Annotated in this window: 14 protein-coding genes; 9 read left to right on the top strand and 5 right to left on the bottom strand. The window is 55.5% G+C overall.

Annotated elements, in window-relative coordinates:
• Positions 1-74: 74 nt before the first annotated feature.
• The gene (locus ACFOOP_RS01185; RefSeq protein WP_379878893.1) at positions 75-2,558 is read left to right on the top strand and encodes a S9 family peptidase; all 2,484 of its coding nucleotides are present in this window, start codon (positions 75-77) and stop codon (positions 2,556-2,558) included.
• Positions 2,559-2,647: 89 nt separating this feature from the next.
• On the opposite strand, the gene ACFOOP_RS01180 is transcribed toward ACFOOP_RS01185, so the two are convergent.
• On the bottom strand, positions 2,648-3,391 hold the full coding sequence (locus tag ACFOOP_RS01180) for a creatininase family protein (RefSeq protein ID WP_379878891.1): 744 nt from the start codon (positions 3,389-3,391) through the stop codon (positions 2,648-2,650).
• 417 nt (positions 3,392-3,808) lie between these two features.
• Here ACFOOP_RS01180 and ACFOOP_RS01175 point away from each other — a divergent pair, with 417 nt between their 5' ends.
• Together ACFOOP_RS01175 and ACFOOP_RS01170 are read left to right on the top strand one after the other, a co-directional pair.
• Positions 3,809-6,568 carry a M14 family metallopeptidase gene (locus tag ACFOOP_RS01175; RefSeq protein WP_379878889.1) on the top strand — a complete coding sequence of 920 codons (2,760 nt, stop codon included), beginning with the start codon at positions 3,809-3,811 and terminating at the stop codon, positions 6,566-6,568.
• A gap of 550 nt (positions 6,569-7,118) precedes the next feature.
• Positions 7,119-7,604: a hypothetical protein gene (locus tag ACFOOP_RS01170; RefSeq protein ID WP_379878887.1), complete on the top strand. Its 486-nt coding sequence runs from the start codon at positions 7,119-7,121 to the stop codon at positions 7,602-7,604.
• A 267-nt stretch (positions 7,605-7,871) separates the two neighbouring features.
• Here ACFOOP_RS01170 and ACFOOP_RS01165 read toward each other — a convergent pair whose 3' ends face one another.
• The 3 genes from ACFOOP_RS01165 to ACFOOP_RS01155 form a co-directional block, all read right to left on the bottom strand.
• The gene (locus ACFOOP_RS01165) at positions 7,872-9,488 is read right to left on the bottom strand and encodes a hypothetical protein (protein WP_379878885.1); all 1,617 of its coding nucleotides are present in this window, start codon (positions 9,486-9,488) and stop codon (positions 7,872-7,874) included.
• Between the two features lie 40 nt (positions 9,489-9,528).
• Positions 9,529-10,875, bottom strand: a complete 1,347-nt coding sequence (locus ACFOOP_RS01160; RefSeq protein WP_379878883.1) for a sensor histidine kinase — start codon at positions 10,873-10,875, stop codon at positions 9,529-9,531.
• Between the two features lie 64 nt (positions 10,876-10,939).
• Positions 10,940-11,683, bottom strand: a complete 744-nt coding sequence (locus ACFOOP_RS01155; RefSeq protein ID WP_379878881.1) for a response regulator transcription factor — start codon at positions 11,681-11,683, stop codon at positions 10,940-10,942.
• Between the two features lie 112 nt (positions 11,684-11,795).
• Between ACFOOP_RS01155 and ACFOOP_RS01150 the strand changes: the two genes are divergently transcribed.
• The 3 genes from ACFOOP_RS01150 to ACFOOP_RS01140 all read left to right on the top strand — a co-directional run bounded on the left by ACFOOP_RS01150 (position 11,796) and on the right by ACFOOP_RS01140 (position 16,139).
• Positions 11,796-12,503, top strand: coding sequence for a hypothetical protein (locus ACFOOP_RS01150; protein ID WP_379878879.1), 708 nt, complete (start codon positions 11,796-11,798; stop codon positions 12,501-12,503).
• Between the two features lie 176 nt (positions 12,504-12,679).
• The gene (locus tag ACFOOP_RS01145) at positions 12,680-13,996 is read left to right on the top strand and encodes a hypothetical protein (RefSeq protein WP_379878877.1); all 1,317 of its coding nucleotides are present in this window, start codon (positions 12,680-12,682) and stop codon (positions 13,994-13,996) included.
• Positions 13,997-14,132: 136 nt separating this feature from the next.
• Entirely contained in the window at positions 14,133-16,139 is a 2,007-nt protein-coding gene (locus tag ACFOOP_RS01140) for a hypothetical protein (RefSeq protein WP_379878875.1), read from the top strand.
• Positions 16,140-16,236: 97 nt separating this feature from the next.
• Here the strand turns inward: ACFOOP_RS01140 and ACFOOP_RS01135 are convergent, their stop codons facing one another.
• Positions 16,237-18,096: a class II glutamine amidotransferase gene (locus tag ACFOOP_RS01135; protein WP_379878873.1), complete on the bottom strand. Its 1,860-nt coding sequence runs from the start codon at positions 18,094-18,096 to the stop codon at positions 16,237-16,239.
• A 120-nt stretch (positions 18,097-18,216) separates the two neighbouring features.
• Between ACFOOP_RS01135 and ACFOOP_RS01130 the strand changes: the two genes are divergently transcribed.
• From ACFOOP_RS01130 to ACFOOP_RS01120, 3 genes are all read left to right on the top strand, one after another.
• Positions 18,217-21,486 carry a transglutaminase family protein gene (locus ACFOOP_RS01130; protein WP_379878871.1) on the top strand — a complete coding sequence of 1,090 codons (3,270 nt, stop codon included), beginning with the start codon at positions 18,217-18,219 and terminating at the stop codon, positions 21,484-21,486.
• Positions 21,487-21,683: 197 nt separating this feature from the next.
• Positions 21,684-23,057, top strand: a complete 1,374-nt coding sequence (locus ACFOOP_RS01125; RefSeq protein WP_379878869.1) for a KamA family radical SAM protein — start codon at positions 21,684-21,686, stop codon at positions 23,055-23,057.
• 10 nt (positions 23,058-23,067) lie between these two features.
• A complete protein-coding gene (locus ACFOOP_RS01120) occupies positions 23,068-24,090 on the top strand; it encodes a D-alanine--D-alanine ligase family protein (protein WP_379878867.1) in 1,023 nt (340 codons plus the stop codon).
• The last annotated feature ends 3 nt before the right edge of the window (positions 24,091-24,093 follow it).

The following is a 24,093-nucleotide window of genomic DNA, read 5'->3' as shown; positions in this document are numbered from 1 at the left end:
CCGGCGCCGCTACGCGGCGCCGGCCTTCGTTGCCGACATTCCAACAAATCACACAAGCTTTTGAGAGAAACGCCATGATCATCAGATCCAGAATAACGACTGTTGGGCTCGCCATCACCGTTAGCCTTTGCTCGGCGGCGGCTTTTGGCCAGGAAGGCTACCGCTCACCGCCGCAAGCGGCGATCGACGTACTTGATATTCCACCGCCGCCGGCGGCCAGCGTCAGTCCCGATGGCCGCTGGATGGTGGTGACGCCGTTGAAGGCGATGCCGTCAATCGAAGACCGCGCGGCGCCGATGGCCAAACTTGGCGGCCTACGCGTCAATGTAACAACGAACGGTCCGTACAACACGCCGCGTTATGACCTTAACTCCTCTTACACCGGCACCGGCACGTCCTATCAGCTTCTTGACCTGAGCGATGGCGGCGAAACTTCGGTCACCGCCCCAAATCAGAAACTGGGTCCGCCGCTCTGGTCCCCCGACAGCAGCCGCTTCGCATTCCTGCATACCGCCGCCACTGGAATTGAACTCTGGGTTGTAGAGGCGTCGTCAGGCGAGGCCAGGGCGCTTTCAGGCCTTTCCATCAACGCGGCGCGCAGCATCGACAGCGAGTCTGACGCGCCTTGCGCCTGGATGGATGATAATGCGCATCTTCTTTGTCATTTCGTGCCTAAAGATCGCGGCGCTGCGCCGAAAATGGGTGTGCCGGCAGGCCCTGCGATTCAGCAGACTGACGGTGTCGAGGCGCCCGTATGGACCTTCACCAACCTCCTGACCAATACATATGACGAAACGCTCTATAAATATTACATGACCTCCCAGCCGATGGTGGTTGATGTCGCGACAGGCGATGCGACCGCATTTGGCAAACCGGGAATTTATGAAAAACTTTCGCAGTCGGATGACGGCAAATACTTTTTGTCGATACGCATCGCCGAGCCTTACTCCTATCTTGTGCCGGCGAGCCGTTTCCCGAAAGAAGTGGAAATCCTCGACAGCAAGGGAAAGGTGATCAAGAAGGTTGCTTCCCTGCCGATGAACAATGCCGGCCCGGAATCGATGGGCTGGGCGCCTACAGGCGCGCGTGGCTTCCAATGGCGTCCAGGCTCGTCCGCCGGACTGGTTTATGTAGAGCCGCTAGACGGCGGCGATCCCAAGAACGAGGCCGAGTTTCGCGACAGTGTTAAAATTCTGGACGCTCCATTCAAAGGCAAACCCAGAGAGCTGATGCAAACCACCAGCCGTCTGGTCAGCCCCGACAGCGACTGGCGTTCTCATGCGTTGTTCAAGTTCACCGAAGACGGCAGCGCCGCGATGGCCAAGCAATTCGCCTGGGCGACCCGCGCCAGCACTATGTGGCTTATTAAATTTGACAAAGGCGCCGAGCCGTCAATCCTGTGGGAGCACAATGACGACGACTGGTATGGCGATCCGGGTTCGCCGGTTGCGAAAGCGGGCGGCGACGTTCTCCTTCAGAATGGCGATTGGATCTATCTCGCCGGTGAAGGCGGTTCTGCGGATGGCGATCATCCGTTTCTGGACCGCTACAACCTTGTAAGCGGCGAGACCGAACGTCTCCTCGCGACAGAAGGGGAAAATTATGAAGAGATCGTTGCGGTTCTTGACGATGACGCCTCGAAAGTCGTTACGAGCTTTGAAACCAGCGTAGATTATCCCAACTATTTTCTGCGTGATCTTCAAAGCGGCGAACGGACTGCGCTAACTGATTTCAGCCAGCCAAAGTCGGCGCTGACAAAAGCGATCAAGCAACAGATCAATTATGTTCGCGATGATGGCATTCCGTTGAGCGGTACGCTTTACCTGCCGGAAGGCTACAAAAAAGGTACGCGCCTTCCGACCGTTGTCTGGGCGTATCCGCGCGAGTTCGCAAACAAGGACGGGGCAGGCCAGGTCCGCGGTTCGTCCTATAAATATTCCGGCATGTCGGAGTCGACTGCGACCGATTATATGTTGTTCATCACGCAGGGATACGCTGTGCTGGCGAACGCAGCGATGCCGATCGTGGGCGGCCTTGAAGCCAACGACACCTATGTGCCTCAGCTTGTGGCCAATGCCGACGCCGCCATCAACAAACTTGTTGAAATGGGTGTTTCAGATCGCGATCATATCGGCGCCGCCGGCCTTAGTTACGGCGCTTTCATGACCATGAACCTGCTGACGCATAGCGACTTGTTCGCCTCGGGCATCGCCATGAACGGCGCCTATAACCGGACTCTGACGCCCTTCGGCTTCCAGCGCGAGCGGCGGACCTTCTGGGAAGCCGAGGACGTTTACATGACCATGTCGCCCTTCATGCATGCGCCGGACGTTAATGAACCGGTCCTCATGTTCCATGGCGAAATCGACAGCAACACCGGCACCTATCCGATCCAGTCCCAGCGCATGTTTCATGCGTTGAAAGGTCTGGGCGGCAATGCCCGTCTGGTGATGATGCCCTATGAAGATCACATCTATGCGGCTCGCGAGAGCAGGTTGCATGTGCTCGCGGAGGAATTTGACTGGTTCGATAAATATGTGAAGAAAGCCAAGAAATAGGCGTTTTCATTTCGCCGTAAAAAAAGGGGCCGGCGATTTTTCGCCGGCTCTTTTTTTGTTCGTATGTAGGGTTGAAGTAAGGGGCCTGATCAGGCTTCAAGTCCTTGCATTTCCTCGACGAGGCTTCTGGCGGCAGTTTCCACAATCAATGCGCCGTCTTCGGCGCGCGCGAGGCTGGGGTCCGACCCGATCCGTCCGTCTGGATATTTCTCGCGATAATCGGCGGCGTCCGAAAACGGCGCGCGCACAGGCGCAATCTTCGGGGTCAGCGGATCGTTTCTTTGCCGCTCTGGATATTGCGAATAAGTGACGGCGACTTCTGAAGCGGTCGCATGCTGTCCATGGCCTTCAGGATAGAGCTTCGCGCAAAGTTCTGCGATACCTTGCAAGTCCCACCAGTTGCGCAGGGTGCATCGGACACGTTCGCCATTATTCGCGGGCGCATAATTGCGCAGATGATAAAATTCTGAGAACGCCGCGTTGATCGTGGCGATATTGCCGCCATGACCATTAAACCAGACCAGTTTGGTGAATCCGTGATGAGCGAGAGCGTTCGCCCAGTCATTCATTGCAGCGATCATGGTGCTTGGGCGCAGGCAAAGGGAGCCGGAAAATGACATATGGTGCTGCGCCACGCCGACGCTGAAGGTTGGGCCGACCATCACGCCTGATATGTCCCCTGCCTTGTGGGCGATCACCTCGGGGCAAATTGCGTCAGTTCCGATCAATCCTGTCGGGCCATGCTGCTCCATAGAGCCGATTGGGATGACGATCAGCTTTGAACGCTTCAGATACTCTTCGACTTCCGGCCAGGTCGATAGCTGGAGCTCCATTGTGGTTTCCTTTGTTCTGACTTTCGCCGTTGCGAAACGTAGCGGTAGCTGCGCGATTATAGCCGTACTTATGTGGTTATTCTGCGGTGCGGCAATCTACGCTGGGAAAATTTCGCATCAGTCACTGTACTAAATGCGCCAGAGCCGGATCGGCCATTTTGGCAAGTCAGGAGTCTAAGATAGAAGACGACATGCAGCGCCGCGGGGTGTTCTTCACGCTGCGTTGCAACGACGGGGGGCTTACCCTTGATGGATGACACGCGTGTATCGCTTTCGTGCGATTGAGGCGGAGAGCGGCTGACGCTGCGCTCGCGACAATCGCCAGCAAGACTACAGGCGTCAACTGGCCGGATGAGGGGGGATTCCAATCAACATCGACCGGCTTTCAAGACAACGATAACAATCCGGAGTAATTTCATGAAATCCCATTCCTTAGTATTGTCGGCTGTGCTGCTCGCACAGGCCTTGTTCTTTCCGCAGCAAGGCCTGGCCGCGCCAACGTCGCCGGAAGCTTTCTTTAAGCAACCGCCGGGAACGGATTATTACCTCGCTAATTACAGCGAGTATGAGGGGTATCTGAAACGCCTTGCGGAAGAATCCGACCGGATGGAGCTGGTCGATATCGGCGACACCGCGGAGGGACGCACGCAGTGGATGGCGATCGTCTCCAGTCCCGAAAATCTCGCAAATCTTGAGCATTACCGTATGATTTCGGAAAAGCTTGCGCGGGCCAAAGACCTTGACGAAGAGGAAGCCCGCAACCTCGCCTCAGAGGGAAAGGCGGTCATCTGGATAGACGCAGGCCTGCATGCAACCGAGGTGGTGACCTCGCAGGGCCAGATCCAGGTCTTGTACAAGATGCTGAGTCAGACAGACGCAGAAACGATGCGCATGCTCGACGATGTCATCATTCTGTTCGCTCATGACAATCCGGATGGCATGGAACTGGTCAGCGACTGGTATATGCGCAAATCCAAAAAGGAGGATCGCGAATTCGAACATTTGCCGCGCCTCTATCAGAAATATATCGGCCACGATAATAACCGCGACAGTTTCATGGTGCAGATGCCTGAGACAGAGAACATCAATCGTGTGCTGTTTCGTCAGTGGTACCCGCAAATTGTTTACAACCAGCACCAGACCGGCCCGGAAGGCATGGTGGTGTTTGTGCCGCCTTTCCGCGATCCCTTTAATTTCAACTATGATCCTATCGTGATGGCGCAGCTTGACGAGGTCGGGTCGGCCATGCATTCGCGGTTGCTCTCCGAGGGTAAGGCCGGTTCGGGAAAACGCGGCGCGGCGCCTTATTCCACTTGGCACAATGGCATGGTGCGGTCGGTTTCCTATTTCCATAACGCCGTCGGGTTGCTGACGGAAATCATCGGCGGTCCGACGCCGACAAAGATCCCGCTTGCGCCTTCCACCCAATTGCCGAGCGGCGATGAAATCATGCCCATTTCGCCGCGCGACTGGCATTTGCAGGATACGCTGGACTATCAGTGGACGCTCAATCGCGCTGTTATTGATTACGCTTCGCGCAACCGGGAGCGTTTGCTGTTCAACATCTATCGCATGGGCGCCAACAGTATTGAAAAAGGAAGCCGCGATCACTGGACCGTTACGCCGAGCAAGGTAACTACGCTCGCCAACGCTGCGCCTTATGTTGCGGAAGGTGATGAAGATAAATTTCGCCGTCCCAATGCGCCGAAACTCATCGACCCTGCGCTTTATCAGGAAGTGCTGGAAGCGCCGGAAGACCGCGATCCGCGCGCTTATATTATTTCGCCGGAACAACTGGATTATCCGACGGCCATCGCTTTTCTTAATGCGCTCATCAAGAACGGCGTCGACGTGGAAAAGGCAGAAAGCGCCTTCAGCGCCGGCGGCAAGACCTATCCGGCCGGTGTTTACATTGTGCGTACGGCTCAAGCTTATCGCCCGCATATCATCGACATGTTCGAACCGCAGGATCACCCGCATGATGCGGAGTATCCCGGCGGTCCGCCCAAAGCGCCTTATGACATCACAGGCTATACGCTTGCGTACCAGATGGGCGTCAAGTTCGACCGAATTCTTGACGGGGTCGAGGGTGATTTCTCGCTGGTTCCTGACTTGATCGCGACACCAGCCGGGAAGATTTTAGGATCTGGCGGAGCCGGATGGCTAGTCAGTCATGACGCGAATAATAGCTTCATCCTGACCAATCGATTGCTGAAGGCCGGCCTTGATCCCGCCTGGCTGACGGCGCCGACAAATGTGAGCGGTACGGATATGCAGCCGGGTGCCATTTGGGTTCCAGCTTCGGATGAGGCGCGTCTGATCATTGCTGCCAGTGTTACAGAACTGGGACTTAATGCGGTGGCGGTTGACGCCAAGCCCTCGGTCGAGATGATCGACCTCAAACCGGTTCGGATCGGCCTTGTTGATCGCTATGGCGGCGTTATCCCTGTGGGCTGGACCCGCTGGCTTCTCGAGCAATTCGAGTTCCCTTACGAGACTGTCTATGTGCAGCGTCTCGACAAGGGAGGCCTCGCCAAGGACTTCGACGTCCTGCTCTTTGCTGACGGCGCCTTGTCGTCAAGTGGTGCGTGGGGAATGAGCAGACCCGAAACCCAGCCCGAGCGGAAAGACATTCCGAGCGAATATCGCGGCATGCTTGGCGAGTTTACTGAAGAAAAAACACTGTCGGCGATCGCCGAATTTGTACGTGGCGGCGGTTCTGTGGTCGCGCTTGGAAGTGCGGGCCGTTTCTCGCAGCTTCTGGAAACGCCATTAGAGCCGGCGCTCGCCCAGACTGTTGACGGCGCCATGGCGCCGCTCGACAGCAAGACGTTCTTCATTCCGGGCTCTATCTTGCGTGCGCAAGTGGATAACAGCCAACCGCTAGGCTATGGCCTGCCAGATGAAGTGGACATGTTCTTCAACCGTTCGCAGACCTTTGTATTGGCGAAGGGGGAAAGCGATGTGAGCGCCGTATCCTGGTTTGAAGGCCGGGACTTATTGCGCAGTGGTTGGGCTATTGGTGAGGAGAAACTTGCGGGAACGATCGCTATCGCCGACGTTCCTGTCGGCGATGGCAAGCTGCTCATATTGGGCACTGAAGTGGCGCAGCGCGCCCAGCCCTATGGCACATTCAAATTCCTGTTTAACGCGCTTCTCTATGGCGGGGCGGAGTAGCGCGCAACTTGTGGAATAAAGCTGTTTTTATGAACTAAGCTTACGCTCCAATCTATTTTGGAGCGTAAGCCGCCGCCTCCAAACAGCGAGCTCTGTCCCGCATTAGTCTTTCGCGTATTCGCTTCTCCTGATAGCCGGGGACAAAGGGTATGATCAGTCTGTGAAGGTTATCTTCACTGTCGCCGGCGATGCCGAGATCGCTGACAATGAAACAACATTCCGAGCTTGCGAGTTTGGTTGCTTCTTCACTGGTCATTTGCGCCTTGGAGCAGAGCTGTTCAGGCGCGGCCTGTGCCAGAGGAGGCGTGGAAGCGCAACCTGGGAGGCTCGTGAGCATAAACAACAAAACTTTGATCCGCGCTGTCTTCATCACTAAGGCGTTCTCCCCATGCTGCAGCCCTGAACATAAACACTGGCGGCGGCGGGTCATCTAACCAATGCGGTTATTGGTGATTTAAAAATGGCCAGGAATGGCGGCTTAGCGTATCTGCCAAGACGCGCTTACCCAAAAGTTGACGGTCCAGCGCTGACTTCAATGGCGTGCGCGACTATGCTGGGCGAGATGGAAGAGCTCGATCTAAATATCCAAAATGCCTTGCGCTCATTTTACGATGATCCGGCGTTTTTAGAGAAGCTTGGCGCCATGGCGGTTTCAATCGCAGAAGATGATCAGCGTTATGTTCCCGAACAATTGCTACGCTTGCTTGACCGTAATGATCAGGATGTTGAATTGAAGCGCCGAATTGTCGAGTTCTTTAATGGCGGTTCTACACTTGATGATACAGCCAAGTTTATTTTGGCGAATAAAGAGGTGCGACCTGTTGCGTTGGAGCAATGCGCGCCGGTGTTGCAGGACTTTTTTCTTAAGCTATCCGAGCGTGCGAAAGAGCAAAGCAGTCTGTGCAAGGCGGTCATGTTTTATGGCGTCGCTATGGCGCTGTATGAATGGAAAGATCGCCGGAGAGGCGGCGTCCCTTATGACGACGAGCTGCACGGCCCGATAATTTTTTCGACGCCTTCGCGTAAAAAACTCTAATTGGCGCCGGCGGGGGCCCGCCGGAAAGATAACACTTCTCCCGCCAGAAAAGCCGCCAGCTTATGATGCGAGACTGATGATCAGGTGAGAATCATTAAGGAGAGCGTCGCCGCGATTATATTGATGGACGTTTCATCGTTTTAGACGCCGCCGACAGACCTGTCTTGATTTCTTTTGCTGGCAAAACGAGCGCAGGCGGAGAGATCGACAGGCTTTGTCTTGCGGGCTGGGCGTCTTGGAATTGAAGGAATCGTTACAGATAATTTTTCATTCTGGTTTCTTGCCGAGTTTTGCTTGCGCTTCAGTCAGAAGGCCAAGCGTGCGCTCAGTGTTTTTCACAGCTTGCTTCAGCTTGCCATGGGCGTTCTCCGGCCACATGTGGAGCGGCCAATTCAATAATGCTTTTGCGGATTGATCATGAGACGTTGTCCCGTAATTTAATCCTGCAAGGATCAGTGGTCCGCCAAGACCCGGGTAGTCGCCTGCGACATCGATAAGCGCATGCAATGTTTCATTATAGCCCGAAGCGCCGGCGATAGGGCTATAGCCGCTTTCAGATATATGAAAGCGGGTGATCGCCCAATCAATGGCTCTGGATGCCTGCTCTTCATTGACTATTTGCTGCGCCAGAAGATTCAGGTGGCGTGGACGCGAGGCATTCTCCGTCGCCGCAAAAATGACGTCAAATAGAGCGACGTCCCGGGTGTGCGCAACGATTTCGAATGCTTGAAAGAAATTGTTGCTATCAGTGGCGCTCAGCGCTGCGTCCAATTTGTTCTTGTTGGGCGGATAGTCAAAAACATCCAGAACCTTTTGGGCGGCTTCGCAATCCTCGCTTCTGCTTCTAAGCCAGTCACTCTCATCAGTCTCGGTCGACATTTCCGATAGCATGGCGCCTTCCGTCCAGGAAAAAACCTGGTTGTATATGTCTGCTAAGTGCTCCAGTTCAGAAAAGGAAAGCTCCCTTTCGCGAAGGTGATCGATAAGCCGAAAAAGGATTTCGATTGCGTTGCTGTAATCATCGCCGAGCATGTCCGTCGGGTTGCGCTCAAAATCCCGGACGACATGAGTATAAATTTCCAGTGTTCCCCTGATGATAAAATCTTCAGGGTTATCTTCTTTGACAGCAGAGAGAAGGTCTCCTTTCTCCATATAGGTGATGATGTAATCAATATAGTCCTCGATGACATAGCCGTGCGGCCATGGAGTAGCGAAGAGTTTTTTCAATATGAAATCTTTGATGTCGCGATCGCTGGACGGCGTCGTGTTCTCTAGAAGAATGGCTGTTACAATGTCTGTTCCAGCGCTGGATAAGGAGAAAATCAGTCGCTCTTTTTCCTTACTCTTCGGCAGCGCCTTATCAATCAGCCGACAAGCCTGATCGGCAAGGCAATAATTTGTATTGAGGCCGAGTTTGACGACCTGATCTGTTTCAATTTGTGTTTGCACCTTTGGCAAAAAGATCATTGCGTTATGCACCGCGATGATGCTGGGTGCGAAATTTAGAATAAATTGGAGGTAAGACGCGATGATGTCGTTGGCGTCTGAGGTGCGCCATCGATCCATGACCGGATTGATCTTGTCTCCTGCGTTCAAGGTCATGTAAGGGCTAAGATAGCCAGCGCTCAGTGCCTTATAGGCATGTTGGGCGGCGGCTGGAGTCGGTTGTTGACCGAGGGCTTCCAGTACGGCGACGCACTCGGATTTCCAAATATCGCTCTGCTGGATTTGTTCCTGCGCATAAGGAGACTGAGCATAGCCGGCAAGATTGTCTTCATGACCTTGATGCTGCAATTGACCAAGCTCAATTTGCTCCCGCAGGCTGGCGGCGTTTGCGGGCCAAAGTTCAGCCTTGCGCCATAAATCATTCAGGTCTTTGGTCATGCTCATTTTCTTGTCATCAATTTGCGTTGGAGGCCCGGGCTCATATCACCGGAAAGGCGATCGCGACGGAAAGGCCTGGATGGTTGTGCTTAATCGTCAAGCGGGCGCCATGGCGGATGGCGACGGCCTGGACAAAGCGTAATCCGAACCCATAGCCGCCGACCGGTCCGCGGGCGCCGCGACGGATGAGCTCTCCAATGTCATCGGTGTCTGTCCCGTTTCCCGTGTCAATGACACTCAAGACGACTTGATTGGTTCTCCTTTCAACACAAAGCGTAACCTGACCGTGCTCAGGCGTATGTTTTAGCGCATTGTCGAGCAAGTTGGCGATCATGCTGGTGATCAAGGTTGCACGCCCAAGCACGGCCGCTTCGGGCGCCGTCAGTTCTACTTTCAGGGTAACGCCTTTTGCTTCAAACGCTTCGCGATAAAGATCTGCGGCCTCCTGCGCCGATTCCGCCAACGCAATGCGCCTCATGGAAAAGCCCGGCGTTGAATTGATGCGAGCGAGCTCGAGTATTTCGCGAAGCAGTGAAAGCAAAGCATCCGCTCCGGCTGTCAGCTCTTCTTCTCCAGCCTCATATGCGAGCTTTCGCAGCCGGGCTGCTTCCTTGTTCAGTTCATGAGCGGCCGTTTGGCTGACCGCATCGAGCCCTGTCATCAGTCGCGCGATTTCATCAAGAGCGGTGTTGATTTCACTTCCTAATGCAGCCAGTTCATCGCCTTCCTGAAGCATGGAGGCGGCGATGCGGGTATCGACAGACCCGCTGCGAACATCGCGGAAGACTGAATTGAAAGCCGATACGCGGGTGCGAAAGCGGCGCGCAATGCGATCCGTCAGGAAGAAGGAGGCGAAGGCCAAGGCCAGCGTAAGACCAATCATGACGGGTAGAAATGATTTATACAGCGCGTCATAGGCGGCTAAACGCCGTCCGACAATCAAGGTGAAGCGCTGATTATGAACGGTTTTCACTTTCGCGATGATTGCGCCCGGCGCCGCGCCGGCGTCTGCGCCGTCAAAACGCGTCCACCCGGTTTCGTCTGATACGCTGTCGGGCCATTTCGCCAGATTTCCGACAACGGGAGACATGTCGCTCCGCGCGAGAAGATAGACCGATAGCGACGGTGTTGCCGCAAGCTCTGGCCTGACATTTAGGTCGAGATTTTTTGCGTCCTCTTCTGGCAAGATACGAAAATCAATGGCGTTGGCGTAACCGAAGCCTTGCTGTAATTCGCCATGCTGATCGAGAATGCGGATTTCCGCTTCAATATCGGCGCGGGCTGATGCTTCGACTGCCTTGCCCACGGCGAAAAAAGCCACCGCAACCGCAGCGCCAGCCAGGCCAAAAGTCAGGACAAGATTGAGAAAAAGAACGCGCCTGAACAAGGGGCGTTGTCGATCGCCGGGTGCCTGCGGTGCCGGAGAATTGGTGTTTTGCTGCATGCTTGGTTCAGTCTTCAATGACCAGACGATACCCTAAATTCTCGCTGACGATTTTTGGGCCATTTTCAAGACCATTCAGGCTTCCGCGCAGCCGGCTGATTTCGTTATTAATCACCGTGTTTTGTGGCGGCAGATTCTTGTATTTGTCCCATACCGCTCGCCATAGCGCTTCGCGACTAACATAGTCTCCTTTATGCAGGGCGAGAAAACTGAAGGCCGCGAAGGATTGCGGCCGCATTGATATGGGATCGCCTTTCCAGAGTGCGATTTTATTTAATGTCCGGATCTCCAAGTCACCCCAGATCTGCACGGATTCCGGTGAGCGAGCTGCGGCGGCCCTGCGCATCAGGGCTTTCAATCGCGCGGCCAGTTCACGAGGATCGAATGGTTTGTTGATATAATCGTCAGCGCCAAGTTCAAGTCCGAGAATGTGGTCGTCGCTTGTGGACAGACGGCTAGCGACGAGCACGCCGGGAGCGGGCGCTTCCAGCTCTCGAAACCAGGTAAGCAGAGCCAATCCGTCTTCACCATCTGCAAGCATGCGATCAAGGACGATCAGGTCGATTGTGTTTTCTACAATGAACGCTCGCGCGCTCTGTACGCAATCCGCATGGAGGCCGCGTCCGCCAAGCGCGCTGACCTCGTCAAGAAGAAGATGCGCATCCTCCAGATCGTCCTCAACCACGAGCACTGTGGCGCCGGAGAGCGCGTCTTGCTGGGCTGTTTTGCCGGATGTGGAATGTGACGTCATGAATCAACTCTGTCGTGACTGGTGAGAAAGCCTACTCTATATTGCATTGCAGTGAAGCTAACATATACGGTTATCCTGACTTTAACCGCCTGACATCCTGCGGGGGCGTTTTGTGAGAATTACTAAACTTGGAGTGGTGTTGCTCTGCGCTGGAGCGCTCATCGGATGCGCGCATGATTTGCCAGACGCTGAAGCAGGCAAGTCAAGCGCTTCGGTCGGCGCCGGTTCACTGGCCGATGAGCTCTATCTGTCTTCGCAGGCGTTTCAAAAAGCACGGGAGAACGGCGATGCTGTTGGCATGGCTAAAGCCGTGGCGCGCAGGCCGGTTGTCATTGAGGATTCGCTGGAACTGTCAGAAGAGTTTCTTCTTTGGCGGGATATGACTGAGCGCATGAAAATACAAGCTCTCGATCTGGCGAAAGACGATGCGTCAACGCTAGCGATTGTTGAAGATATTCTGAGCCGAGAGCCGCCGAAAGAAAGCGAATTGGGTGCTTTCGGAAAGAATATATCGGGTATCATTGGCTCAGCGGAAAAGACCGCCGCCAAACAGGCGCTACGCATAGAGGCTGGCGATACGGTGGAAATTCTCCATCGGGTCAGAAAATCGCGCGGCTCGATAGTTTATGTTGAAAGTGTTGAGGGCAGCGGTTTGGTGCTGGTCATTCGGGATGAGAAGCAACATGAAATCTGCCGGGACGATAGCATCCATGGTGTTTTGATCTGCCGATGGCGCCCGAAAGAGAATGGACGAGCCAAAATCATCATTCAGAATGCTGGGCCGGCGCCAACGCGCGCATTATTGATCTCGGCGGAGTAGTTAGCATACAAATTTTCCGCCACCCGCACAGTAACCGCAATAGTTAGTTTTCATACATCGTCGATGCGGTCTATTTCTTGTTATGTGAAATGCGAGAATGAGATAGTCTAGGGGTATACATGTTATCCAAAATGAATCTTAAAGTTGTGAGTAGAGCAGCGTCGCGCAGTCCAGGTATGCGTATTGTCTTGGTTCTATTTCTGACGTCTTTTCTCGCATCATGTTTTGTGACGACAGACAGGCTCGCCGTTTATGAACGCGATACGCTGTCCTCAAAGGAAATAGAAGCGCTTGCCGGTGACTATCACCGCACCGAAGAGAATGGGGCGCTCTCGAGTCTGTCCTTCACCGTTAGAGATAAGCCCTGGCTATATCGGAAAGTGAATAAGGGGTTCGGCGGAACGCCCCCATTTTTTCCGGCTAAAGCCATATCTTTGGCTGCAGCCGAAATGACTTTGAAAACTGAAGGCGGGCCGGAAGGCGGGTCGGGAATGGTTGAAGGTGTCGCGGTATTTTCAAAAATTCCCGGCAGCGACCTTATCCTGATCGGCGTTCCCGGCGAGACATCCAAGGTCACAATTGACGGGGAGACCACAGATTATGCGACGTTGGGCGTCGTAAACGCGGCTCAATCGAAAAATCTTTTCTTTGTGCTTGAGCCTAGCGATGAAGGGTTCGGGCTTAATATGTTCTTTGAAGACGACGAGGCTTTGAAAAAAGCGTTCGCAAGTCTGTCGAAGCCATTGTCCACGGAAAGATTGCTGACTTACCTGAAAGACAACCCCGACGAAGTCTCCCATAGGAGCAACACGCTTCAGTTTTCTAAATCTTTGCTGGCGCAGCGCGCTATATTCACGCAAAAAATAGAGTCCGCCTTAAAACGTGACGCGGAAAACAAATTGCGCGCGGCGGCGCCCAAGCCTGAGCCGCAAGCTACATCCAAAACGACAACGCCGCCGGCTCCGAAGGCGTCATCGGATAAAATACAATCAATCGACAGTTTTTTTCAGGTTTCTAAGGACAGTATATCTGAGTTCAAAGTGCAACGTGTGACCGCCGATGGCTCCTATGAGTATATTGCGTTACTTCGGGCGCGCGTTTTCCGACGAAGAGCGTTCCGGCCTAACGAGATTGTCGAGCGGGGCGTGTGGCACCCGGATACCCAGCAGTTTCATTATCAGGCGCGCCTGAAAACAACGAATGGAAAATGCGTCTCTTGGAATGAAGCGAACTGGTCGCATCCTTTCGTGACTACAAAATTATATCATGTGAATGGACGAACGATGGACGCCTGGGCTTCAAGTGCGATTGCCCCCCGTCCTGCAAACCGTGATAAAAAGAAGATCTGTATAGAGCAAGAGCTGAACGCAGATGATTGCTCAGTGGTGCGATGCCGTAAGAGAGCAAACTACACGTCAACAGACATTACATATCTGGTTCAGTCGCAAGCGGATGCTTTTTGGCTTTATCATCATCATTTCGGAAATCCATAAGTCGTGATTTTTCTACCGCCAGGCATGTAACTGGCTGCTTGGGAGGTGTGGTGACGTCATGTCTTTGGAATTAAGCAATGGCCGGCGGTTGGTCTGGAACTGGAGTAACTTTCTCAGCGAGGATACGCGACCGCGCGTGATCGACGCCGCTACAGGCGCGGTCATTTGCGAACTTATCGGGCATACGGATTATATTCGACATGGCATAGAGCTGCGCGACGGCCGCCTGCTGACATGGTCCAATGATCAGACCATGCGGGTGTGGCGACTTGCTGATGGCGTTTGTGAGCTGACATTTGCCGGGCATGAGGATTATGTGAGCTATGCCTGTGAATTTGACGGCGAGCGGATAATTTCTTCGTCAGGGGATAAAACAATCCGGGTATGGTCGCTCAAGAATGGCGCCCAACTGCATTGCATAACGCATGCTGATTCGCGGGACCCACTTGAAATTTGTCTAGCCCTTCAGGGGCGGCTGGCGGCAAGCTCTGGAGGCGCCGTTTATCTTTACGATATCGATGACGGTCGACTGATCGCGACAATAGATACCGAAGAATTCTATTGCGACGTGCTCCTGTTCGACGATGAGCATTTTCTGTGCGTCACAAACGATTTTGCGGGCATCTATGCCTATAGCGATGGATCTGAGATTTCGCATGTGCCGCTTAAAGGTTATCTTTCCGGTGTGGCTGCCCTTTCCGATGGACTGTTGCTTACGTGGCATTGGGATCTGCATGGCGCAAAGAGGCTGTTTTTTGAGTTGTGGGCGCCGCTTCACGGAAAGTGTCTGGGGTCGCATGAATGCCGCGGAGAAAAGGTTGCCGCGATCAAGGACCTGGGCAACGGACAAATAGCTGTTTCCTGCAATGACTATCGCTTGTTGATCTTTCGGAAGGAGCCTTTTCATCTTAGCAGTGTCGCCAAGTTGCATGCTGAGCGTGACGGGAGTTTCTGCATTTATGACCCGACCGATCTGACGGGCTTGACGGCCGAGGCTGTGGCGCCCTCCGGGCCTGACGCAAACCAAGGGGAGTTGGAAGGACGGTTTGGATTGCGTTCGCGTCTATTGAATTTCAGCGACGCCAATTCGACGCCTCTCAAGGGACAGTCCTGGGAGTATTATGGCTCAGAGGCGGTTTTTTCGGACGGTCGTGTTGCGTTAGCAGCTGATGACGGTTGGTTTCAATTGTGGGACTTTCCGTTGAAAGCTTCCGAGAGCTTGTCACCGGCTGCAATGAAGGTCACGCATCCTGAATATTTTGACATAGTGAGACGGACGGCGCGCCACAAAGGCAACCGTGTATCAATCGTCGACTGGTTTGCTGCGCTTCACGGCATATCGGAAGCGGCGGTTAGTGAGAGCATCGCGGCGCTGGATGGCGAAGGCCGTAATGAAGCGGTCACGTGCCGGCCCACAGAAAGCGGAGAAATTTTGATTTGGAGACCCGCGACATCGGAGATTTGGCTGTTGTCTCCGAATATTGCGGAACGCTCTTTCGTGAAAGCGCTCTTGAATGGTGTGGATGGCAAGCTGTTTTTGGTCAATGGCGCGCCGGTGATTGCGCCAGATGGCCTTGTCTACCTGTGGAATGGAAATGGGTTTGAGCAACTAATCGCTGGTGGCGCGCCAATCCGCATACCTCCAGCTGTCCGGGAGCATATACAATCCGTTCGGTGGTGTTCAAATGATCGTATCGTGATCCGGCATGGAGGCGGCGTTAATATAAGAAATGCAAAATCAGGTGAACTGATGAAGTATCTTGATGGCGGTCATGGTGATGGCAATTGGGGCTTTGTCGAGCTTCGAGACGGCAAACTGGTGACGTGGACGCGTACATCCTTGCGAAGCTGGTCGGCGGAAAGCTACGAGCCTCTTGTTGAGTTGCGCGATCCTGTCGATTGGGGCCCGGGACGGGAGTTCGTTTGCGCCTTGAAATCAGGAGGGCTTGCTTTCGCGGTCGGGCCCTATAGCGGCGACAGCCGCGTCATGATCTGGGACGGCGCCCATGAAATCGTGGTTTACAACGGACATCGCGGTGAAATAGGCCGACTTATTGAGTTGTCGGACGGCGCATTTTTGACATATGAAGACTCAAGTGATGGCGACCTGATTTATTGGCGCAATCCTGCTGCTTTTAATTGATGGTGATGAAAATGCTCGCCCTTGCCCACGCGCAGCGCAAAGAGCGATTAAGCAAAATGTCTTTAAACCGCGAGCAGCCTCAGCATCATCGATACGATCATTCGCTGATCTCACGCATCTTGACTTCAACGCGCAGAGTTTCGGTGCCGCCGCCTTTGTAAATTGTTCCGGAGGTTGGGGTCGCGTCGATGTAATTGCGACCGCAGGCGACGCGAATGTGATCCTGGGTGACCATGCATCCATTTGTCGGGTCGAAGCCGCGCCAGCCGATATATGGCAAGTAAACTTCGGCCCAGGCGTGAGAGGCGTCCGACTGAATTTTGTTTTCGTAATTGGCGCCTGTGTAGATGTAGCCCATCCTGTAGCGCGCCGGGATGCTGAGCAGCCGCGTCAGGCAGATAAACAGATTTGCAAAGTCCTGGCACACGCCTTGTCGTGTGGAATAAACATCGAAAGGTGTTGTGTGCAATTGCGTGCTGCCTGGCACATATTGGTAATCCCGGTAAATACTGAGATTGATGTCATTAATAGTCTTGATGAGATGGTAATCGTTGCGCTCAACAAAGCTCATTGCATATTCGGTCAGCTCGCGCAGTTGCGGCTCAGGGAGTTCCGACGGGAGCAAGTAAGGCATCATCATTTGCCGCTGCCATGGCATCCATATCAATGGAATAGAGGTTTGACGGCGCGAAAGGCTGTGATCGTCTGGCGGCGCCGCAAAAATTTTAACACGGCTTTTTGCGATGACCGAGAGGCTCGAATAGGGTGTGTCGATAGTGCAGTGAATCGACTGATTGCCGAAAACGTCCTCAAACTGAATTTCTTCAGCGGGCGACGTAATCGTCAATTCTGAATGAACGACTTCCTGCAGGGGATCGTCGGTCGGCTGAAGCCGGAACACATGCGTGCTGTGTTCAACCTGTTCAGAATATTCATAATGCGTGGCATGAGTGAGCTCATACAAACGATATGAAAGATTCTGGCCTTCCGGCGTCAATGTAATTGACCGCGGGTTCGTGACCAGCACATGCGGCGATGGTTGTGACTGCGCCTGTTCGGCCTGAACCGGGTAGAGCGGTCGCTCTGTCTGCTGGAGCTGCGGCGGAAGCGATGGCGGTGCGGCTTGTGCGGGCTGGGCGAGGCCGGGCGCGCTATCCCAGACAATCGCGCCATGATTTACGATAATGAGCTGCCCTGGTTGCATTACAGTCCATTCGCCGCTTGAGAAGGGCGACGAGCTGACGATAAAGGCTGTGCGAAACGTATCGCGCGGGTCGTCAAGGACGAGATGGGCGGCTTCGCTGTGATAGCTTCCCTGATTATTTGGCGGCAATAGGCGCGCATAAGAAAGCTGTTTTGGCGATTGGGCGCCCTGAAAACAGGCAAGGCTTTGTCCGTCAGTGATATACATGTCGGCGCTGCCGAGGTTGTCGAAGCGCTGGAACCACGAATGCAGCAAGACAGGGTCGACATCTGCAAGCTGGCGGGCGCCGCTTAGCTGCATCTGGGAGAGCAGATTGCAGAACGCCAGTTCAGAGTCGGTGCCGGCGAGCGGCTCCAGCAATCTGATCTGCCTTCCGTGCAAACCCTTCAGCGCCTCTTTATCGAGGTCGCCATTGTGCATGTAGAGCCAGTCCCTGCCGGCGAAGCTTCTCGAAAAAGGTTGGGTTTCAGCCTGGCTGTAGCCGCTATCGGCGCCGCGAACCTTGCTGAAAAAAATGTTGGAGCGGAAATTCGACCAGTCAGCGATCGCGTCCGTCAAGACTTCGGCGCCGCGGGCTGCGGGATCTTTCACCACCATGGCCGATTGCTGATTGCCGGGATACCAGCCGAAGCCCCAGCCAAAGGAATGGCTGCTGCTGAATTTCTTGGACAAGTTGATATTGATCGTCGGAGAGCTGGGCGCATCGAAATTGACGGCCAGAATATCGCTTGTCAGTGGTGGAATCTGGAACAACGGGTTTTCCTGCTACTAGTGCTTTAGGCGCTTACCCCCGCTATCATACACCAAAAGCGGGCGGGCCATCAAAATTCTTGGTCGACCGAATCAAATAATATCACCCTAAGGAATCCGTTAATGAGCATTGTCGCGGCCCTTCATCACGTCACCCATTACCGCTACAGTCGGCCGACCGCGCTGGGGATGCAGACGATCAGGTTGCGGCCGGCGCCCCATGTCCGCTCTCACATACAGTCCTACTCCCTGAAAGTTTCTCCAAAAGAGCATTTTATAAACTGGCAGCAGGACCCGTTCGGTAATTTTCTGGCGCGGGTGGTGTTTCCAGAAAAGGTCAGCGAGTTTAAAATCGAAGTCGACCTGCTGACCGAAATCCGCGTCTTCAACCCGTTTGATTTCTTCCTTGAAGATTACGCCAAGGATTTTCCTTTCGCTTATGAGGCGGGGCTCAAAGACGAGCTTGCGCCGTATCTGGAGATCAAGGAGCGCGGACCGGGCTTGATGGCCTGGCTTGAAAAGACGGGCCGTTCGCAGCAGGGCATCATCGATTTTCTGGTTGGCGTAAACCAGCAGTTGAACCAGACCCTGTCATATACCGTGCGGATGGAGCCGGGGGTTCAGTCATGCGAGGAAACCTTGACGCTGGGCAGCGGCTCTTGCCGCGATATGGCGTGGTTCCTTTGTCAGGCGCTGCGCCATCTCGGGCTCGCGACCCGATTCGCTTCCGGCTATCTGATCCAGCTGGCGCAGGATGTGAAGTCGCTCGACGGTCCGTCGGGAACCGAAGTGGACTTCACCGATCTTCACGCCTGGACGGAAGTCTATCTTCCTGGCGCCGGCTGGGTCGGGCTTGATCCGACCTCGGGCCTGTTCGCAGGCGAAGGACACATTCCCCTCTGTTGTACGCCGAACCCGTCAAGCGCTGCGCCGATCACCGGCACATTGGAAAGCGATGCGACGGCGACGCTGCATCACGAAATGTCGGTTAAACGCATCCATGAAGCGCCGCGCGTCACCAAACCTTACAGCGAGGCGCAATGGCGCGCGATCGACAGGCTCGGCGGCGCTGTCGATGCTGACCTTAAATCCAGCGACGTGCGGCTCACCATGGGCGGCGAGCCGACCTTTGTCTCGATCGACGACCGCGAGGGCGATGAATGGCATTATGCGGCGCTTGGCGGGGACAAGAAGAAGCTTGGCAAGGAAATGCTTTACCGTCTGCGCGAGCGGTTCGCGCCAGGCGGCATGCATATGTTTACGCAAGGCAAATGGTATCCGGGGGAAATCTTGCCGCGCTGGGCGATGCCGTGCTTCTGGCGGCGCGACGGTGAACCGCTTTGGCGCGATGAAAAATGGCTTGCCGACCCTGATAAACCTTTGTCGCATACGCTGGCGACTGCGGAGCGCTTTCTCGGGGCGCTCGGGGAGGCGCTTGGCGTGCCGAAATCCTATGTGCTCCCGGCGCGAGAGGATACGCCTTATTATTTGTGGAAAGAACGCCGGCTGCCTTTGCAGGACGAGATGATGGAGGCGGATGTTTTTGAGCGCACCGAGCGCGAACGCCTCCAGGCCCTGATGGACAAGGATCTCAATGAACCCGTCGGCTATGTCTTGCCGCTGCACTATTCGCTGCGGCGCGGGCGCTGGATCAGCAACGCCTGGAAATTCAAAGGTGGCAAGATGGTGCTGCTGGCGGGAGATTCTCCAGTGGGATTGCGCTTGCCCCTCGCCAGTATTCCATGGCCCGAAGACTCTGAAGAGGAAATTGTTCCCGAACGCAGCGGATTTGAAAAGGCGCAGCCCTTGCTCGCGCATTCGGATATTGAGAAGGCAATGTCGCATAGCGCTAAACCGGATGATGCGGCGTTTCGTGACGACCCGAACGGACTAATTAAAACCGCGCTGTGTGCGGAGGTGCGCGGCGGCGTCCTGCATCTCTTCCTGCCCCCGATCGCCTGGGCCGAGCATTTCCTGGAATTGGTGGCGGCGATTGAGAAGGTTGCGGCGGAGCTTAAAACGCCGGTGGTGCTGGAAGGCTATACGCCGCCCGGCGATGCACGCCTGAATCATTTCAGCGTCACGCCTGACCCGGGCGTCATCGAGATCAATGTGCAGCCCGCCAGCAGTTGGGATGAACTCAAAACCATTTCCAATACCGTCTATGAAGAGGCCCGGCTGGCGCGGTTATCGGCGGAAAAATTCATGATCGACGGGCGCCGCGCCGGCACCGGCGGTGGCAACCATCTTGTGATGGGAGCCGCAAAGCCTGAAGACAGTCCATTCCTGCGGCGCCCGGACCTTTTACGATCGCTTGTCAGCTTCTGGCAGAACCATCCGTCTTTGTCCTACCTTTTTGCCGGCATGTATATCGGCCCGACGAGCCAGTCGCCGCGCATTGATGAGGCGCGCCACGACGCACTCTATGAGTTGGAAATCGCTTTTCAGCAGATTCCCGAAGAGGGGGACGTTCCACCCTGGATCGTTGATCGGCTGTTCCGCAATTTGCTGGTGGATCTCACCGGCAACACCCATCGCGCGGAATTTTGCATCGACAAACTCTATAGTCCCGACAGCGAGCGGGGGCGGCTGGGTCTGTTGGAAATGCGCGGCTTCGAAATGCCGCCGCATCCACAAATGAACATGGTCCAGACATTATTGCTGCGCGCCTGTATCGCCATGTTCTGGAACGCACCCTACACCGGGCGTCTGGTGCGCTGGGGCACGCGGCTGCACGATCAGTTCATGTTGCCGCATTATGTGCGGGAAGATTTTCAGGACGTCCTGCGTTTTCTGAAGTCCGGCGGCTACGACCTTTCTCCTGAATGGTTCGAGCCCTTTTTCGCCTTCCGGTTTCCCGAATGCGGCACGGCGCAAATTGGCGATGTCACGCTGACGCTGCGCACGGCGCTGGAGCCATGGCCTGTCATGGGCGAAGAGCCGGCCGGCGGCGGCGTCAGCCGCTCGGTCGACGCAACGGTGGAGCGGGTGCAAATATCGGCGACGGGGCTGACCCCGGGCCGCCACATCTTGACTTGCAATGGCCGCCGCACTCCCCTTTCGCCGACGCGCGAGAACGGCTTGTTCGTTGCCGGTGTGCGCTTCAAGGCCTGGTCGCAGCCTTCCAGTCTGCACCCGCGGCTCGCCGTTCAGGCGCCGCTGGTCTTTGACGTCATCGACGTGGCGCATGAAAAGTCTCTGGGCGGCTGCACCTATCATGTGGCGCATCCGGGCGGGCGCAGTTTCGAAACTTTCCCAGTCAATGAGAACGAGGCGGAGGGCCGCAAGCTTGCCCGCTTTGAGGCGATGGGCCATAGCGCAGGCGAAATTCTCATCCCCGAAGATGAGGCGAACCCCGATTTTCCGCATACGCTGGATTTGCGTTACAGATAAGCATTGTCCGAAGGCTGGCGGGTGGACTGCGGGCGGGTTCTTTCTTCGCGGCGGTGGCCATCTCTTTGGAAATCTTCCGGTCTGACGGAGGCGTTGGCCTCAGCGCTTAAGGCTTCGTTTACGATGTCCATGAAGTTGGCGGCTTCTTTTTTTGAGGGTCAAAAAAATCTCTTGTAGGGGAAGAAAAGAAGTATTATTTGCAACTCGTCTGGAATTGTGACGACAGAATCGACGATGGTCGCGCGACGGTCCGTTCCGGCATGGAGATCCACCCTAAGGTGACCATCCTGTTTACGGGAGCAGCGGCCAAGGAGGCCGCTAAGCCTCCCAGTCGTCGCTCCAAAATCCGAGCTGGCGCGAAAACGCAGCCCTTCCTTATTGCGACTAGTGACGACCGCCCTGATGTGGCGGCGTTTCCGTTTTCGGACCGCTCGCGCGAGTTTCGCGACCGTTTCTTTCCGGAGGCGTCGGACGCCGACTGGCTCGACTGGCGCTGGCAGGTTCGCAACCGGATCAAGTCGCTGGCCGAGCTGGAGCGGATCTTTGTCCTGACCGAGGACGAACGTGACGCCGTGACCCGCCGTTCCGGCTCGCTGCCCATGGGGCTGACGCCTTGCTATGCGAGTCTGATGACGCTGGACGGTCCCTCGGCCGGTTTGCGCCGGACGCATATTCCGGTCGGCCAGGAATTCATCCAGATGCCGGGCGAGGCGGACGATCCCCTTGGCGAGGACCATGACGCGGCGGTGCCCGGTCTTGTCCATCGCTATCCGGACCGGGTTCTTTTCCTGGCGACGGGCTTTTGCTCGACCTATTGCCGCTATTGCACGCGCTCGCGCATGGTCGGCGAGACGGGCGGCGAGTATGAGTTCTCCAAATCCCAATGGGAGGCGGCGCTGCAATATATCGCCGCGCATCCGGAAATCCGCGACGTGCTGATTTCAGGCGGCGACCCGCTGACCCTGTCGGACGACCGGCTGGATTACCTTCTTGGCCGCTTGCGCGCCATTGAGCATGTTGAGTTCATCCGTATCGGCACCAAAGCGCCGGTGGTTCTCCCCATGCGGGTGACGCCTGCTCTTACGGCGATGCTGAGGAAACACCATCCGATCTGGATGAGCATTCACTTCACCCATCCCGATGAGCTGACGCCGGAAGTCACGGAGTCGACCGCGCGTCTCGCTGACGCCGGCATTCCGCTGGGCAGCCAGACCGTGCTTCTCAAAGGCATCAATGACGACATCAATGTCATGAAGCCGCTGATGCACGGCCTCTTAAAACGCCGGGTGAAACCCTATTACCTCTATCAGTGCGACCCGATTACCGGCTCGGCGCATTTTCGCACGCCAGTGTCCAAAGGCCTTGAGATCATCGAAGGGCTGCGCGGGCACACAACGGGTTATGCGGTGCCGCAATATGTCATCGACGCCCCTGGCGGCGGCGGCAAGATCCCGCTTCTGCCTGACTATGTCGTCGGCCGTGAGGGCGACGATCTCATTCTCCGCAATTTTGAAGGCAACCAATACCATTATACCGACCCGTTGTCTGATGACGGCGCGGTCGCCTTTTAAGGGGGCCCACATGAAACAGGATATGAAAGTCGGTCTGGTATATGACCTGCGTGACGATTATCTCGCGCTCGGTTTTTCAGAGGAAGAAACCGCAGAGTTCGATTCGATCGGAACGATCGACGCACTCGACAACGCCCTGTCGCGGCTTGGCTGGCGCGTGGAGCGTATCGGCCGCGGTCAGGAGCTTGCAAAACGCCTCGTTGCGGGCGAGCGATTCGACATGGTGTTCTCGATCGCAGAAGGCCTGAAAGGCCGGTCACGTGAAGCGCAGGTTCCGGCGCTTTGCGAATTGTTCGATCAGCCCTATGCGTTCTCCGATCCGCTGACCATGGCTGCGACCCTCGACAAGGCCGTGGCCAAACGCATTGTCCGCGATCAGGGAGTGGCCACGGCGCCTTTCGCGGTGATTGAAAATGCGAACGGACCCATGCCGGAAATGATTTACCCGGTGTTCGTCAAACCGATCGCGGAAGGCACCGGGAAGGGCTGCGCCAACGCCTCGCGCGTCAACACCCCTGAAGACCTTCAGCGAGAAGCATCGCGGCTGATCACTGCGTTTCATCAGCCGGTGCTGGTCGAAAGCTATCTCGCAGGCCGTGAATTCACCGTCGGCATTACCGGCAACGGCGCTGCCGCCAAAATCATTGCGGTGATGGAAATCGCTGTGAAGCCCGACGCCGATGGCGGCGTCTATTCCTACGAGATCAAGGAAGACTGGGAGCCCTATGTCAATTTGGTGTTGTCCAAAGACATGGAGGCCCGCCGGGCGGGGCAGACAGCGTTAGCGGCTTACCGCGCCCTCGGTTGTCGCGACGGCGCCCGTGTCGACATTCGTTCAGACGGCAATGACAAACCGCACTTCCTGGAAGTGAACCCGATCGCCGGCCTCAACCCGACTCATTCCGACCTACCGATCCTTACAACAAAAGCAGGAAAGTCTTATGACTGGCTGATTGGCGAGATCATGCGTTCGGCCTGCGCCCGTCAGGGCGTTTCCATACCGAGAGTGCGGATACGCGCTCAGGCGGCGTAACCC

This window comes from Hyphococcus aureus, assembly GCF_042643165.1.
In the GTDB taxonomy this organism is placed as follows: Bacteria; Pseudomonadota; Alphaproteobacteria; order Caulobacterales; family Parvularculaceae; genus Hyphococcus; species Hyphococcus aureus.
This window is presented reverse-complemented; position numbering and strand designations above follow the sequence as displayed.